This is a genomic window from Pseudomonas sp. 8O, assembly GCF_902506495.1.
In the GTDB taxonomy this organism is placed as follows: Bacteria; Pseudomonadota; Gammaproteobacteria; order Pseudomonadales; family Pseudomonadaceae; genus Aquipseudomonas; species Aquipseudomonas chaetocerotis.
This window is the reverse complement of record NZ_LR733264.1, coordinates 936,093-951,456: the sequence shown is the minus strand read 5'-3', so window position 1 is coordinate 951,456 and position 15,364 is coordinate 936,093. Positions and strand designations below refer to the sequence as shown.

Sequence of the window (15,364 nt, the reverse complement as noted above, 5' to 3'; positions counted from 1 at the left end):
CGCGGGCCCACCCAGGCCATGCGCACCAGTGCTGTGCCATGTTTGCCCGTGGTCACTGGTGCGCGCGGCGCACCCTACGCTCCCCTGACAGAGCCTTCGCCGGCATGAAAGTCACGCAGGGTGCGCCATGCGCACCAACCATTCGCCGCCGAACATTTGTGCGCACGGCCTCGACGCCCCCGCGACATCCTACGGAAACCCCGCAGCAGAGCCCTCGCTGGCACGAAAACCGCTACGCTCAGAGCATGAATCCCGCCCGCCGCGCTCATAACTGAAACGCATGACAAGCAGCTGACCACGAGGTCAAATATTTGTTGACCCAAAAGTCAGAAAACTCTAGATTGCCCCCATGGCCAATCACGCCCGGGCCTTGCAATGCGTGCACACTACCCGGCGAGCCACCGATTCATAACAATAAAGTGCCTGGAGGTCGTCCTTGATCCAGTTTTTACTCAACCGGGAGCTGCGCACTGAGCATGCCCTGGACCCCAACGTCACCGTGCTCAACTACCTGCGTGAACACGTCGGCAAAACCGGAACCAAGGAAGGCTGCGCCTCCGGCGACTGTGGTGCCTGCACCGTGGTGGTCGGTGAGCTGATTGGAGAGCGCGTGCGCTATCGCACCCTCAACTCCTGCCTGACCTTCGTCTCCAGCCTGCACGGCAAGCAGCTGATCACCGTCGAAGACCTCAAGCACCAGGGCCAACTGCACAGCGTGCAACAGGCAATGGTCGACTGCCACGGTTCGCAGTGCGGCTTCTGCACCCCCGGCTTCATCATGTCGCTGTTCGCCCTGCAGAAGAATTCAAAAGGTTATGACAAGGGCGCAACGATGGAAGCCCTGGCCGGCAACCTGTGCCGCTGCACCGGTTACCGCCCGATCATCGATGCCGCCGAGCAGGCCTGCTGCCAGAAGCAGCCGGATCAGTTCGATGCCTTCGAAAGCAACACCGTGGCCCAGCTCAAGGCCATCGCCCCGCGTGAAACCGCCGAGCTCAACAGCGGCGACAAGCGCTGCCTGGTGCCGCTGACGGTGGCCGACCTGGCCGACCTCTATGCTGCCAACCCCGAGGCACGCCTGCTCGCCGGTGGTACCGACCTGGCCCTGGAAGTCACCCAGTTCCACCGTGAACTGCCGGTGATGATCTACGTCGGCCATATCGAAGACATGAAGCGCATCGAAGTGACCGACAGCGCCATCGAAATCGGCGCTGCTGCGGCGCTGTCCGACTGCTACGAAGCACTGTCGCGCGAATACCCGGACTTCGGCGAGCTGCTGCATCGCTTCGCCTCGCTGCAGATCCGCAACCAGGGCACCCTGGGCGGCAACATCGGCAACGCCTCGCCCATCGGCGACGCTCCGCCGCTGCTGATTGCCCTTGGCGCGCAGATCGCCCTGCGCCAGGGCAACACCCGGCGCATCCTGCCGCTGCAGGACTACTTCCTCGATTACAAGGTGACCGCGCGCCAGGAAGCCGAATTCATCGAGAAGATCATCGTGCCGCGTGCCCAGGCGAATCAGGCGTTCCGCGCCTACAAGGTGTCCAAGCGCCTGGACGACGACATCTCCGCCGTCTGTGCGGCCTTCAACCTGACCATCGAAGATGGCGTGGTCACCGCAGCACGCATCGCCTTCGGCGGCATGGCCGCCATCCCGAAACGCGCCAGCGCCTGCGAAGCGGCCCTGGTCGGCTCGGCCTGGTATCCGGGCGTGATCGAACGCGCCTGCGAAGCGCTGGGTGAAGACTTCACCCCGCTGTCGGATTTCCGCGCCAGCAAGGAATACCGCCTGCTCACTGCCCAGAACCTGCTGCGCAAGTTCTTCCTGGAGCAGCAGTCGCCCGAGGTCGAAACCCGGGTTACCGCTTACGCCTGAGGGCGCAGTGAATTGATACGCCGCCGGCCCGCCCGGCGGCATGCGAAGTTTTGGAGGCGAAGATGTCCAGTCATATCGAACACAAATCCCAGGAAGAGCTGGCCGCCCTGTTCCGCGCCGGCATGACCAGCGGTGTCGGCAAGAGCGTCAAGCACGAGAGCGCGGACAAGCACGTGTCCGGCGAAGCGGTCTATGTCGACGACCGCCTGGAGTTCCCCAACCAGTTGCACGTCTACGCGCGCCAGTCGGATCGCGCCCATGCGCGCATCGTGCGTATCGACACCCGCCCCTGCTACGAATTTCCAGGCGTGGCCATCGCCATCACCAAGGATGACGTACCCGGTCAGTTGGACATCGGCCCGGTGGTCGCCGGTGACCCGCTGCTGGCTGACGGCAAGGTCGAGTACGTGGGCCAGGTGGTGCTGGCAGTCGCCGCAGACAACCTGGAAACCGCACGCAAGGCGGCCATAGCCGCGATCGTCGAATACGAAGACCTGGAGCCGGTACTCGACGTGGTCGAGGCCTACCGCAAGAAGCATTTCGTGCTCGCCAGCCACACCCACCGCATCGGTGATTCGGCCAGCAAGTTGGCAAGCGCCCCGCGTCGCCTGCAGGGCACCCTGCATATCGGTGGCCAGGAGCACTTCTACCTGGAAACCCAGATTTCCTCGGTCATGCCCACCGAAGACGGCGGCATGCTGGTCTACACCTCGACGCAGAACCCCACCGAAGTACAGAAACTGGTCGCCGAAGTGCTCGGCGTGCCGATGAACAAGATCGTCATCGACATGCGCCGCATGGGTGGCGGTTTCGGCGGCAAGGAAACCCAGGCTGCTGGCCCGGCTTGCCTGTGCGCAGTGATTGCGCACCTCACCGGCCGGCCGACCAAGATGCGCCTGCCGCGCGTCGAAGACATGAGCATGACCGGCAAGCGCCATCCCTTCTACGTCGAGTACGACGTCGGCTTCGATGACGACGGCCTGCTGCATGGCATCGAGATGGACCTGGCCGGCAACTGCGGCTATTCGCCAGACTTGTCCGGCTCCATCGTCGACCGCGCCATGTTCCACTCGGACAACGCCTACTTCCTCGGCAACGCCACCATCAACGGTCATCGCTGCAAGACCAACACCGCCTCGAACACCGCCTACCGCGGTTTCGGCGGCCCACAGGGCATGGTCGCCATCGAGGAAGTGATGGACGCAGTGGCGCGCAGCCTGGGTAAGGACCCGCTGGAAGTGCGCAAGCTCAACTACTACGGCAAGACAGAGCGCAACGTCACCCACTACCACCAGACCGTCGAGCACAACGTCATTCACGAAATGACCGCCGAACTGGAGGAGAGCTGCGAGTACGCCAAGCGTCGTCGCGAAATTATCGAGTTCAACCAAAAAAGCCCAGTGCTGAAGAAAGGCCTGGCCATGACCCCGGTGAAATTCGGCATCAGCTTCACCGCTACCTTCCTCAACCAGGCAGGCGCGCTGATCCATATCTACACCGACGGTTCGATCCACCTGAACCACGGCGGCACCGAGATGGGCCAGGGCCTCAACACCAAGGTCGCGCAGGTCGTCGCCGAGGTGTTCCAGGTCGATATCGAGCGCATCCAGATCACCGCCACCAACACCGACAAGGTGCCCAACACCTCGCCGACCGCAGCAAGCAGCGGCGCCGACCTCAACGGCATGGCGGCGAAGAACGCGGCCGAGACCATCAAGCAGCGCCTGGTCGACTTCCTGGTGCGCGAGTACAAGGTCACGCCGGAAGACGTGGAGTTCCGCAACGGCCAGGTGCGCGTGCGCGAGCACTTCCTGTCCTTCGAGGAGATGATCCAGAAGGCCTACTTCGGCCAGGTCTCGCTGTCTTCGACCGGTTTCTACCGCACCCCGAAGATCTTCTACGACCGCGACAAGGCAGCTGGCCGCCCCTTCTACTACTACGCCTACGGCGTGGCCTGCGTGGAAGTGCTGGTCGACACCCTGACCGGCGAATACCGCATGCTACGTGGCGACATCCTGCATGACGTCGGCGACTCGCTGAATCCGGCCATCGACATTGGTCAGGTCGAGGGCGCGTTCGTCCAGGGCATGGGCTGGCTGACCATGGAAGAGCTGGTGTGGAACGCCAAAGGCAAGCTGATGACCAACGGCCCGGCCAGCTACAAGATCCCGGCCATCGCCGACATGCCCATCGACCTGCGCGTGAAACTGGTGGAGAACCGCAAGAACCCGGAAGACACCGTGTTCCACTCCAAGGCCGTCGGCGAGCCGCCGTTCATGCTCGGCATCGCCGCCTGGTGCGCCCTGAAGGACGCCGTGGCCAGCCTGGCGGACTACAAGGTACAGCCGCAAATCGACGCCCCAGCCACCCCCGAGCGCGTGCTCTGGGGCGTGGAACAGATGCGCAAGTTGAAGGCTACGGCCAAGGCTGCCAGCGCTGTCGAGGTTGAAACGGCCTGATTCGTAGCCCGGATGCAATCCGGGAGAATCCTGCCCCGGATTGCATCCGGGCTACGACCCAAAATAAAGAGGTGTACAACAATGACAAAACACACCGAACCGAATAACCCACCCGCTCGCCCGGTACCGGTGCCAATTCTCGACCCGTCGCCGAGCAACTGGCGCCTGCCGCGCCCGGGACAGACCACGCCTTCCTGGAGGCTGAGCAAATGAGCTGGATCAGCGCCCTCGCCGAGCTGCGGCAACAAGGTGAAGCCTGCGTGCTGGTGACCATCATCGAGGAACGCGGCTCGACGCCGCGTAATGCCGGCTCGAAGATGGTGGTCACCGCCGAGCGCATCTTCGAAACCATCGGCGGCGGTCATCTGGAATACAAGGCCATGGAGATGGCGCGCGAGATGCTCGCCACGCGCAGCCAGGACACCCGCCTGGAGCGTTTCTCCCTCGGCGCCAGCCTCGGCCAGTGCTGCGGCGGCGCCACCGTGCTGCTGTTCGAACCCATGGGTCAGCCCCAGGCGCAGATCGCCGTGTTCGGCGCCGGCCACGTCGGCCGCGCGCTGGTACCGCTGCTCGCCAGCCTGCCGTGCAAAGTACGCTGGATCGACTCGCGGGAGAACGAATTTCCCGAGCACATCCCCGCCGGCGCGCAGAAGATCGTGGGCGACGAGGTGGTCGACGAGGTGGAGAACATGCCGCCCGGCAGTTACTACATTGTCATGACCCACAACCATCAGCTCGACCTGGAACTGACCGCGGCGATCCTCAAGCGCGGCGACTTCGCCTACTACGGTCTGATCGGCTCGAAGACCAAACGCGTCAAGTTCGAGCATCGCCTGCGCGAGCGCGGCTTCGAGGAAAGCCTGATGGCACGTATGCGCTGCCCCATGGGCCTGGCCGAAGTAAAAGGCAAGCTGCCAGTGGAAATTGCCGTATCCATCGCCGGCGAGGTGATCGCCACCTATAACGCCAGCTTCGGCCAGGACGTGAAGAAAGGCGAACCCAGCGTCACCAAGCTGCTGCCCAGTTCACGCCGCGCCCAGTAGGGTGCGCCGCGCGCACCAATAACACCGCATTGTGCGTGGTGCGCACGGCCTAGGCGGCCCCGCGACACCCTACGCACTGCCCGCCCAATCGAGACCTAACAGATGACCACCAATATCAAAGCCTACCGCGCCGCCATCCTGCACAGCCTCGCCGACCCGGCCGTCGTCGGCGTCGAGCAGTCCTACCAGTATTTCGAGGACGGCATCCTGCTGATCGAAAACGGCAAAGTCGCCCAGGTCGGCGCGGCTGCCGAATTGCTGCCGAAGCTAGCCTGCGTCGAGATCCAGCACTACCGTAACGCCCTGATCACCCCCGGTTTCATCGACACCCACATCCACTACCCGCAGACCGGCATGATCGCCTCCTACGGCGAGCAGTTGCTGGACTGGCTCAACACCTACACCTTCCCCACCGAGAAACAGTTCGAAGACAAGGCGCACGCCAGCGACGTGGCGGCGATCTTCCTCAAGGAACTGCTGCGCAACGGCACCACTACCGCCCTGGTGTTCGGCAGCGTGCACCCGCAGTCGGTGGATGCCTTTTTCGAGCAGGCCGACAAGCTCAACCTGCGCATGATCGCCGGCAAGGTACTGATGGATCGCAACGCCCCGGACTACCTGACCGACACCGCCGAATCCGGCTACGCCGAGAGCAAGGCATTGATCGAGCGCTGGCACGGCAAGGGCCGCCTGCACTACGCGGTCACCCCGCGCTTCGCCCCCACCAGCACGCCGGAGCAGCTGGAACTGGCCGGTAAGCTGCTGGGCGAGTATCCGGACCTTTACATGCACACCCACCTGTCCGAGAACCGCAAGGAGATCGAGTGGGTCAAGGCGCTGTTCCCAGAGCGCAAGGGCTATCTCGATGTCTACGACCACCACAAGCTGATCGGCCCGCGCGCGGTGTTCGCCCATGGCGTGCACCTCTGCGACGACGAGTGCAGGCGCCTGGCCGAGACCGGCTCGGCGGTGGCTTTTTGCCCCACTTCGAACCTGTTCCTCGGCAGCGGCCTGTTCGACCTGAACAAGCTGGAAGCCCATGGCGTGCGCGTCGGCCTGGGTACCGATGTCGGCGCCGGCACCAGCTTCAGCCAGCTGCAATCGCTGAACGAGGCGTACAAGGTGATGCAGCTGCAGGGCAAGAAACTCGACCCGTTCAAGTCGCTGTACCTGGCCACCCTGGGCGGCGCCAATGCGCTGTACCTGGACGACAAGCTGGGCAACTTCCTGCCCGGCAAGGACGCCGACTTCGTGGTGCTGGACTACAACGCCACGCCGCTGATCAGCTACCGCATGCAACAGGCCAAGAGCCTGGAAGAACGCCTGTTCGCCCTGACCATGCTTGGCGACGACCGCGCCGTGAAGGAAACCTTTGCCGCGGGCGTGTCGGTGCACCAGCGCGATTGAAACGAACAGCCTGATCGCCTTGTGGAGCCGGCTTGCCGGCGATCAATTCACTAGCGCATCGCTGGCAAGCCAGCTCCTACAAAAATACGCCTCAACGTAGACACGCCAACGAAAAAGCCCCGATGCGCGAGCATCGGGGCTTTCTTGTCACACGCAACGAATCAGCGGTTGGCAGCGCTGCGGCCGGGCTTCTTCTTGGTCTGCAGCAGGTGCGAGAACACCGCGTGCAGATCGTCCGAAGCGCTTTCCTCGTCCAGGTTCAACTTGCTGTCGATGTGATCCATGTGATGCATCATCAGGTGCACCGCACGCTCGGCATCGCGCGCCTCGATGGCGTCGATCAGTTGGTTGTGCTCGTCATAGGAGCAATGCGAACGGCTGCCGCTTTCGTACTGGGCAATGATCAGCGAGGTCTGCGACACCAGGCTGCGCTGGAAACTTACCAGCGGCGCATTACGCGCGGCCTCGGCCAACTTCAGGTGGAACTCGCCGGACAGGCGAATACCTGCACCTCGATCGCCGCGAGAGAAGCTGTCCTGCTCGTCCTTGACCATCTGGCGCAGCTCGGCCAGTTGCTCGGCGGTCGCGTGCTCGACGGCCAGTTCGGTGATGGCGCGCTCGACCAGGCGGCGCGCGTAGAAGATCTGCCGCGCCTCTTCGACGCTCGGGCTGGCCACTACCGCGCCACGGTTCGGGCGCAGCAGCACCACGCCCTCATGAGCCAGGCGCGAAAGGGCGCGACGGATGATGGTGCGACTGACGCCGAAGATCTCACCCAGCGCCTCTTCGCTCAGCTTGGTGCCGGGCGCCAGACGCTGCTCGAGAATGGCATCGAAGATATGGGCATATACGACATCGTCCTGAGTCCCGCTGCGGCTGCTTTTGCCCACGCGCGGCTGCTTCTTGAGAGGCTGCAATTGATCGTTCATTCTGGCTCGCGTCAATGAGAGTCGGCGACACTGCGACTCTACTGTGTTCTACCCGGTAGCTGACAAGCTCCGAGCGAAAAAACATCAGAAAAAAATTCAGGCAATTGTACACAAGTCAACCAGCCACTACACCCTTCGTTGTATGACGTCATAGCTGGGCATCGGTACCTCATCGCCTGAGACTGAGCACAGAACGACAAATTCTTTCCTTATATATAGCCGACTCCTCAGTCCATTAACGGCTAAGGACCTTCAACGGCTGACGAATCGATGCTCAGACGATAGAAGGCCTTCAGCCGGCCATAAAGATATCTCTTTGTTTTAAAAGAACTTCACTCTAAAGATCGAGAAGATTGTCGCCAAATCTCTACGCACCCACCTCGGCACGGCCAATTGGTGCGATCAATGCAACATTAAAAACATTAATTGCATTTTTTGTATACAACAGCATAATCGCGCCTGAGTGACTTCTTGACCGCTCGGTCAACAACTTAGCCAGGAAGCACCGCCGAAACACCGCCTGCCTCAGAGAGCATTGTTCTTGCGCAACGCTCTGGGCGGTACACAACAAGAGAGATGAGGAGTACCCGCTGTGGAAAGCGTCAAACAAGAACAACACGCGAATCAACTGGCAAGAGGTGGCCTGCTCGACCGCTTCTTCAAACTGACCGAGCATCGCACCACCATCAAGACCGAACTGCTGGCCGGCCTGACGACCTTCGTCACCATGGCCTACATCATCTTCGTCAACCCCAACATCATGGCAACCGCCGGCATCGATCACGGCGCAGCATTCGTCGCCACCTGCATCGGCGCGGCCCTGGGCTGTTTCCTGATGGGGCTGTACGCCAACTGGCCGGTCGGCCTGGCACCCGGCATGGGCCTGAACGCCTTCTTTACTTACACCGTCGTGGGTGAAATGGGCTACAGCTGGGAGATCGCACTGGGCGCAGTATTCATCTCCGGCGTGCTGTTCATGATCATGAGCCTGTCGAAGATTCGCGAATGGCTGCTCAACAGCATTCCGATGAGCCTGCGCTTCGCCATGGGTGCCGGGGTCGGCCTGTTCCTCGGTCTGATCGGCCTGAAGACTGCCGGCATCGTCGTCGACAGCCCGGCCACCCTGCTGACCATGGGTTCGTTCAGTAACCCTTCGGCGCTGCTGGCTGCCGTGTGCTTTCTGATGATCGCCGTGCTCAGCCACCGCAACGTGTTTGGCGCCATTCTCTTCAGCATGCTCGGCGTGACCGCAATCGGCTGGGCCCTGGGCCTGGTGGAATACGGCGGCCTGGTGTCGATGCCGCCGAGCCTGGCCCCGACCTTCCTGGCCATGGACATCGCCGGCGCGTTCAACGTGGCGATGATCAGCGTGATTCTGGCGTTCCTCTTCGTGAACATGTTCGACACCGCCGGCACCCTGATGGGTGTGGCCCATCGCGCCAACCTGGTGGATGAAGATGGCAAGATCCAGAACCTGTCCAAGGCCCTGAAAGCCGACTCCACCTCGAGCGTTGTAGGCGCCATGGTCGGCTGCCCGCCGGTGACCAGCTACGTGGAAAGCGCTGCAGGCGTAGCCGCTGGTGGCCGTACCGGCCTGACCGCCATCACCGTCGGCCTCCTGTTCCTCGCGGCGATGTTCTTCGCCCCGCTGGCTGGCATGATTCCGGCCTACGCAACCGCAGGCGCGCTGATCTATGTGGCGATGCTGATGATGAGCGGCATGGCGCACATCGATTGGAAGGACCACACCGACACCATCCCAGCCATCGTGACCGTGGTGATGATGCCGCTGACCTTCTCCATCGCCAACGGCATCGCCCTGGGTTTTCTCACCTACGCCACACTGAAACTGCTGACAGGTCAGAGTGACAAGGTGTCGCTGAGCCTGTATGCGCTGTGCGTGATCTTCATCGCCAAGTTCGCCTTCCTCTGACGACCAATACCACGCGCTGATCGAAGCCCCGGCCCTGTGCCGGGGCTTTTCGTTTGGCCCATCAACCGCAGGCAGACGCGCGCCTCGCATGCATATCGCCGGCCCCGGATTTCATCCGGGCTACGGGTCGCGCGCACCAGTTTCGACGCGCTGCACGGTGCCGCGTGGGGTTCCGGTGCGCGTGGCGCACCCTACACGCGGACGAAAAAAAGCCCGCAGTGTGAGCGGGCATAAGGACTCAAACGAGTCTGAGGGTGACAAGCATTCGTCTGGCAGGCGACTGGCCCGCCAGTCACTCAGCTACCGCGATAGGTGGAGTAGCTGTAGGGGGAAATAAGCAGCGGCACGTGGTAGTGCTCCTGGCCGGCATCGATGCCGAAACGCAGGACCACGACATCGAGAAATGCCGTGTCCGGCAGCTTCACGCCACGGGCGCGGTAGTAGTCGCCGGCGTGGAAATGCAGCTGGTAAACGCCCGTGCGGTAGTCGTCACCCTGCAGCACCGGCGCATCGCAACGGCCGTCGTGGTTGGTGGTAACGCTGTTGATCAGTTCCAGCTGCGCGCCTTCGACGCGGTACAGCTCGACCTTGATGTCACTCCCTGGGCAGCCGTGCGCGGCGTCCAGTACATGTGTAGTCAAACGTCCCATGGGTCTCGGATGCCCGCAGCGACTCGCGCCCTACGAACACCACACCTCCTCTACTCTGTTGAAATCGGCTCGTCGCAGTGCTTCGACGCAATGGCAGGATAGCACGCAGATCGAATATAAAACACTTTACGCATAAATTGTACACAATAAATCCCATACAGATGCCATGCGTGCACCAAACCGGCTCACTACCCACGACATTGCCAGCCAGCAACCACGGCACAACCAGCGCGCATTACTGACCGCTTAGGCAATTTTTTTGCCTTGGCGCGCAGAGAAGAAAATGATGAAAAGTCGATTTACAAACGGCAACTAACTTTGTATACAATTAGCCATCCCGGTCGCGTAGCCGTCGATTACCCGGCACGCAGTGACCGCAACGTTCCAGATAGGAAGATTGCAGTGAACGCTGATTACCCACGCGATTTGATCGGCTACGGCGCAACCCCACCCCACCCGCACTGGCCGGGCGACGCCCGCATCGCCCTGTCTTTCGTGCTCAATTATGAAGAAGGCGGCGAGCGCAATATCCTGCACGGCGACAAGGAGTCCGAGGCCTTCCTCTCCGAGATGGTCTCCGCCCAGCCGTTGCAGGGCCAGCGCAACCTGTGCATGGAGTCGCTCTACGAGTACGGCAGCCGCACCGGTGTCTGGCGCCTGCTCAACCTGTTCAAGAAGCACGACATTCCGCTGACCATCTTCGCCGTGGCCATGGCCGCCCAGCGTCACCCCGACGTGATCCGCGAAATGGTCGCCGCCGGCCACGAGATCTGCAGCCACGGCTATCGCTGGATCGACTATCAGAATATGGACGAAGCCACCGAGCGGGAGCACATGTTCGAGGCCATCCGTATCCTCACCGAACTGACCGGTGAACGCCCGCTGGGCTGGTACACCGGCCGCCTGGGCCCGAACACCCGGCGCATCGTGCGCGAGGAAGGCGGCTTCCTCTACGACTCCGATACCTACGACGACGACCTGCCCTACTGGGACCCGGCCAGTACCACAGAAAAGCCGCACCTGGTGATCCCCTACACCCTGGACACCAACGACATGCGCTTCACCCAGGTACAGGGCTTCAACAAGGGCGACGACTTCTTCGAATACCTCAAGGATGCCTTCGACGTGCTCTACGCCGAGGGCGAAGCCGGCGCACCGAAGATGCTGTCGATCGGCATGCACTGCCGTCTGCTCGGCCGTCCGGCGCGCATGGCCTCGCTGGCGCGCTTCATCGAGTACGTGAAGAGCCATGACAAGGTCTGGTGCGCCCGCCGCGTCGACATCGCCAAGCACTGGCACGCCACCCATCCCTTCCGTGCGACCGAATGAGAGAGCTGCCCATGAGCCGTTTCCAGACCCTGACCCCTTCCCAGCTGAGCCGCGACGCGTTCGTTACCGCCTTCGCCGACATCTACGAGCACTCGCCCTGGGTCGCCGAGAAAGCTTACGACCTTGGTCTCGACGAGAGCGTCGACGATATCGATAGCCTGCAGCAGCGCATGGCCGACATTCTCCTGTCTGCCAGCCATGAGGCGCAGCTGGCACTGATCAACGCGCACCCGGACCTGGCCGGTAAAGCCGCCGTTCGCGGCGAACTGACCGCCTCCAGCACAGCCGAACAGTCCGGTGCCGGCATCCACGAATGCACCGCCGAAGAGTTCGCCCGCTTCACCGAACTCAACGACGCCTACAAGGCCAAGTTCGGCTTCCCCTTCATCAAGGCCGTCAAGGGCAGCAACCGCCACCAGATCCTGGCCGCCTTCGAGGAGCGCATTCACAACACACCGGAGCAGGAATTCCAGACTGCCCTGGCCGAGATCAACAAGATCGCCCTCTTCCGCCTGCAGCAGCTGTAAGCGCTGCAGCCTCCCCACACGAACAGAACAAGTAGAACAGCCATGCGTAGCCTGACCATCGAGCCCCTGAGCAAAGAAGCCTTCGCCCCCTTCGGTGACGTGATCGAAACCGACGGCAGCGACTTCTTCATGATCAACAACGGTTCCACCCGCCGCTATCACAAGCTGGCCAGCGTGGAGACCGCTCAGCCGGAGGATCAGGCCATCATCAGCATCTTCAGCGCCGAGGCGCTGGAGATGCCGTTGATCATCCGCATGCTGGAACGCCATCCGCTGGGCAGCCAGGCCTTCATTCCGCTGCTCGGCAACCCCTTTCTGATCGTGGTCGCGCCAGTTGGCGATGTACCTGTATCAGGGTCCGTCCGTGCCTTCCTCAGCAATGGCAGGCAGGGCATCAATTACCATCGCGGCGTCTGGCACCACCCGGTGCTGACGATCGAAAAGCGGGATGACTTCCTGGTGGTTGATCGCAGTGGTTCCGGCAACAACTGCGATGAGCATTTCTTCAATGAGGACGAGCTTCTCCTCCTCGACCCCCACCAATAAGAGAAGCCCGGGGCTGGCGTGCCTATCCCGGGAAAGAGGTACAGATCGTGGAAGCACATTTCACCGAATGGCTAAACCTGGGCATCCGCTGGATCCATATGATCACCGGTATCGCCTGGATCGGCGCATCGTTCTATTTCGTCTGGCTGGAGAACAACCTCAACCGTAGCAATCCCCGCGAGGGCCTGTCGGGCGACCTCTGGGCGATTCACGGCGGCGGCATCTACCACCTGGAAAAGTACAAGCTTGCTCCGCCGAAAATGCCGGAGAACCTGCACTGGTTCAAATGGGAGGCCTATGCCACCTGGCTGTCGGGCATCGCCCTGATGCTGGTGGTGTACTACCTCAACCCGAGCCTGTACCTGATCAAGCCGGGCGTCGAACTGGCACCGGCCATGGGCATCGTCATCGGCTTCGGCTCGATGATCGCCGGCTACGTGGCGTATCACTTTCTCTGTGACTCGCCGCTGGGCAAACGCCCGGCCCTGCTCGGCGCCGTGCTGTTCGTGCTGATTATCGCTGCGGCCTATGGCTTCAGCCAGATCTTCAGCGGCCGCGCCGCGTACATCCATGTCGGCGCCATCATCGGCACCATCATGGTCGGCAACGTGTTCTTCACCATCATGCCGGCTCAGCGCGCGCTGGTTAAGGCCATCGAAGACAACACCACACCGGACCCGACCCTGCCGGCAAAAGGCCTGCTGCGCTCGCGCCACAACAACTACTTCACCCTGCCAGTGCTGTTCATCATGATCAGCAACCACTTCCCGAGCACCTACGGCAGTCAGTACAACTGGCTGATCCTGGCCGGTATCGCGATTCTGGCCGTGCTGGTACGCCACTACTTCAACACCCGCCATGACAGCAGCAAGTACGTCTGGACCCTGCCGGCCGCAGCGCTGGGCATGATCTGCCTGGCTTACGTCACCGGCCCGCAAACGCAATCGGTCAGCGCACCGGCAACGGCCCAAGCTCCGGCGATCAAGTACGCTCCCGTTCCTGCTACCGGCCGCCCCGGCAACCCCTCCACAACCAGCAAGCCTGCTGTAGAGGAAACCCAGGCCAAAGCCGATACAAGCGAGGCCTCACCTACTGCCGCTGACACCGCGACACCTGCCGCCAGCACCGATTTCGCCCAAGTCGAAAGCGTGATCCATGAGCGTTGCACCGTGTGCCATTCATCCAGCCCCACCAGCCCGATGTTCAGCACCGCACCGGCCGGCTTCATGCTCGACACACCCGAGCAGATCAAGGCGCAGGCAGCGAAGATCCACGCGCAGACCGTGGCCACGCAGATCATGCCGCTGGGCAACATCACTCAGATGACTCAGGATGAACGCGACCTGATTGGCAGCTGGATCGCCAAAGGCGCTCAGATCAACTGATCCACCGCAATGCCGCGCCCCTGGCGCGGCATCTTCTTGCCGGCCCCGCCTGAATGCTCGTCAGCGCTGTCAGTGCGCGACACAGCGCGGCACGCCCCGCCAATAAAGCGCCAAATCCCCGCCTTGCCAGTCGCAGCCTGCCACGCGCAGCCCGTAGCGACCCGACACGCCCCCGAGCAGAGGGTTACGCCGACCGCGCCCCTCTGGCTGCGAGCTAATTTCTGTACACAACATAAAAACAAGTTGTTCTTTTAAATGTGAACAACTTGCTATAGTCGAGTCATTCTGAGCAAGCGAGCAAGGTCGTCCGCGTGCAGAACAGAGGCCTCGTGAAGCCTCGCCAAGCCCATGAGCCGATAACAACAACTAGCAGGGCCCCACAGCATGTTCTGACCACCCCGACAAAAAGGAAGCACCGATGAAGCTCAACCCTCTGCTCCATGGCCTGGCCATTTCGGCTGGCTTGCTTGTTGCCCTAGGTGCCAATGCCGGCGACCTCTCCCTCCGGCAAGACCGCAGCCCGACCTATCTGGACGGCCACGACAATGACAGCCTCAAGCCACCCGCAATAAGCCACTTTCAAACCCTGACCCCATCACGCCTGAGCCGTGCAGACTTTATCAAGGCCTTCGCCGACATCTACGAGCACTCGCCCTGGGTCGCCGAACAGGCGTTTGACCTGGGCCAGGACGAGCGCATCGACGAGATTGACGGCCTGCATCAGCGCATGGCCGGCCTGATGCTCAGGGCCAGCTATGCCGCACAGCTGGCACTGATCAACGCGCATCCGGACCTGGCCGGCAAGGCTGCCGTGCGCGGCGAACTGACGGCCTCCAGCACCGCCGAGCAGTCCGGCGCCGGCATTCATGAATGCACCGCCGAGGAGTTCGCCCGCTTCACCGAACTCAACGACGCCTATAAGGCCAAGTTCGGTTTCCCCTTCATCAAGGCCGTCAAGGGCAGCAACCGCCACCAGATCCTGGCCGCCTTCGAGGAGCGCATTCACAACACGCCGGAGCAGGAATTCGCCACCGCCCTGGCCGAGATCAACAAGATCGCGCTGTTTCGCTTGCAACAACTGTGAGCCTGCGCGTCAGCCTGTGCATCGCTCACGCCTGAGGATTGTCGCCCTCGACCATCCGGACGTGAGCGGTCGCGGCGAGGCCCTCTCTCCCCAAAGCCGCCCGATCCGGGCGTTTTCGTTCCGCCCCCCAGCCGCAGCAACCGATCAGGCTCAACCGCCCAGGGCATGGCATCGGCCACCTGAGCGAGCGGCCAAA

The 15,364-nt window shown here is 62.1% G+C and carries 12 protein-coding genes; 10 read left to right on the top strand and 2 right to left on the bottom strand.

What is annotated here, in order from left to right:
* Window positions 1-436: 436 nt before the first annotated feature.
* The 4 genes from xdhA (at window position 437) to guaD (ending at window position 6,785) form a co-directional block, all read left to right on the top strand.
* Window positions 437-1,876 (top strand): xanthine dehydrogenase small subunit, encoded by a 1,440-nt coding sequence (gene xdhA / locus GV002_RS07075; RefSeq protein ID WP_160017674.1) that lies wholly within the window; start codon window positions 437-439, stop codon window positions 1,874-1,876.
* A 62-nt stretch (window positions 1,877-1,938) separates the two neighbouring features.
* Window positions 1,939-4,335, top strand: coding sequence for a xanthine dehydrogenase molybdopterin binding subunit (gene xdhB, locus GV002_RS07070; protein ID WP_160017673.1), 2,397 nt, complete (start codon window positions 1,939-1,941; stop codon window positions 4,333-4,335).
* Between the two features lie 209 nt (window positions 4,336-4,544).
* Window positions 4,545-5,378 carry a xanthine dehydrogenase accessory protein XdhC gene (gene xdhC / locus GV002_RS07065; RefSeq protein WP_160017672.1) on the top strand — a complete coding sequence of 278 codons (834 nt, stop codon included), beginning with the start codon at window positions 4,545-4,547 and terminating at the stop codon, window positions 5,376-5,378.
* A gap of 102 nt (window positions 5,379-5,480) precedes the next feature.
* Complete coding sequence (gene guaD / locus GV002_RS07060) at window positions 5,481-6,785, top strand: guanine deaminase (RefSeq protein WP_160017671.1); 1,305 nt, start codon at window positions 5,481-5,483, stop codon at window positions 6,783-6,785.
* A gap of 161 nt (window positions 6,786-6,946) precedes the next feature.
* Here the strand turns inward: guaD and GV002_RS07055 are convergent, their stop codons facing one another.
* Window positions 6,947-7,714: a GntR family transcriptional regulator gene (locus GV002_RS07055; RefSeq protein ID WP_024307768.1), complete on the bottom strand. Its 768-nt coding sequence runs from the start codon at window positions 7,712-7,714 to the stop codon at window positions 6,947-6,949.
* 592 nt (window positions 7,715-8,306) lie between these two features.
* Here GV002_RS07055 and GV002_RS07050 point away from each other — a divergent pair.
* Window positions 8,307-9,647 carry an NCS2 family permease gene (locus GV002_RS07050; protein WP_160017670.1) on the top strand — a complete coding sequence of 447 codons (1,341 nt, stop codon included), beginning with the start codon at window positions 8,307-8,309 and terminating at the stop codon, window positions 9,645-9,647.
* Between the two features lie 296 nt (window positions 9,648-9,943).
* Here GV002_RS07050 and uraH read toward each other — a convergent pair whose 3' ends face one another.
* Window positions 9,944-10,297, bottom strand: a complete 354-nt coding sequence (uraH, locus tag GV002_RS07045; protein WP_003460854.1) for a hydroxyisourate hydrolase — start codon at window positions 10,295-10,297, stop codon at window positions 9,944-9,946.
* Between the two features lie 402 nt (window positions 10,298-10,699).
* On the opposite strand from uraH, the gene puuE reads away from it, so the two are divergent.
* From puuE to uraD (GV002_RS07020), 5 genes are all read left to right on the top strand, one after another.
* The gene (puuE, locus tag GV002_RS07040; protein ID WP_160017669.1) at window positions 10,700-11,626 is read left to right on the top strand and encodes an allantoinase PuuE; all 927 of its coding nucleotides are present in this window, start codon (window positions 10,700-10,702) and stop codon (window positions 11,624-11,626) included.
* Window positions 11,627-11,637: 11 nt separating this feature from the next.
* On the top strand, window positions 11,638-12,153 hold the full coding sequence (uraD, locus tag GV002_RS07035; protein ID WP_160017668.1) for a 2-oxo-4-hydroxy-4-carboxy-5-ureidoimidazoline decarboxylase: 516 nt from the start codon (window positions 11,638-11,640) through the stop codon (window positions 12,151-12,153).
* A gap of 42 nt (window positions 12,154-12,195) precedes the next feature.
* Window positions 12,196-12,699 carry an ureidoglycolate lyase gene (locus GV002_RS07030; protein WP_160017667.1) on the top strand — a complete coding sequence of 168 codons (504 nt, stop codon included), beginning with the start codon at window positions 12,196-12,198 and terminating at the stop codon, window positions 12,697-12,699.
* A 47-nt stretch (window positions 12,700-12,746) separates the two neighbouring features.
* Entirely contained in the window at window positions 12,747-14,084 is a 1,338-nt protein-coding gene (locus tag GV002_RS07025) for a urate hydroxylase PuuD (RefSeq protein ID WP_160017666.1), read from the top strand.
* Window positions 14,085-14,652: 568 nt separating this feature from the next.
* Window positions 14,653-15,168: a 2-oxo-4-hydroxy-4-carboxy-5-ureidoimidazoline decarboxylase gene (gene uraD, locus GV002_RS07020; protein ID WP_160018897.1), complete on the top strand. Its 516-nt coding sequence runs from the start codon at window positions 14,653-14,655 to the stop codon at window positions 15,166-15,168.
* Window positions 15,169-15,364: the final 196 nt, after the last annotated feature.